We start from the raw sequence: 401 nt of genomic DNA, 5'->3' as shown, positions 1-401 counted from the left end.
ATGCCGCACCGTGCAGAGCGTTAACAAAGTGGTTCAGCGTGAAGCCACTCGGCAGAATACCGTTCCACCGCTGGCTAAGGCTGGACATCAGAATCACCGCCAGCGGCAGGAAAAAGAACACGATAAACAGTACGCTAGCCACAACGCCCGCCGCTGCGCGTCCTTTAGGTGACCAAATTAGCATGGCTGGCTCCTTACGCCGGTACGCGATGCCGCCAGGCGATAGAGGGAGAACAGCCCCAGCGACAAGACAATGTTAATCAACGCAATCATGCAGGCGACCGTATAGTCGGACTCCAGAATCGCTTTGCTGTAAACCATCATCGGCAGGGTGTTAACCCCTTTCGCGCCAATAAACAGTACGATGCCGAACTCGTTAGTGGTCAACAGCAGGCACAGGC

Annotated in this window: 2 pseudogenes; both read right to left on the bottom strand. The window is 55.4% G+C overall.

What is annotated here, in order from left to right:
* Window positions 1–184, bottom strand: a pseudogene (locus ACEWB7_RS18425) (hypothetical protein); the annotation flags it as partial.
* Window positions 178–401 (bottom strand): annotated as a pseudogene (locus ACEWB7_RS18420) (2-aminoethylphosphonate ABC transporter permease); the annotation flags it as partial. The pseudogenes ACEWB7_RS18425 and ACEWB7_RS18420, both read right to left, overlap by 7 nt.

It is taken from the genome of Acinetobacter sp. NIOH-H-8 (genome assembly GCF_046635365.1).
In the GTDB taxonomy this organism is placed as follows: Bacteria; Pseudomonadota; Gammaproteobacteria; order Pseudomonadales; family Moraxellaceae; genus Acinetobacter.
The sequence above is the reverse complement of the archived record's forward strand: the minus strand, read 5'-3'. Positions and strand labels throughout refer to the sequence as shown.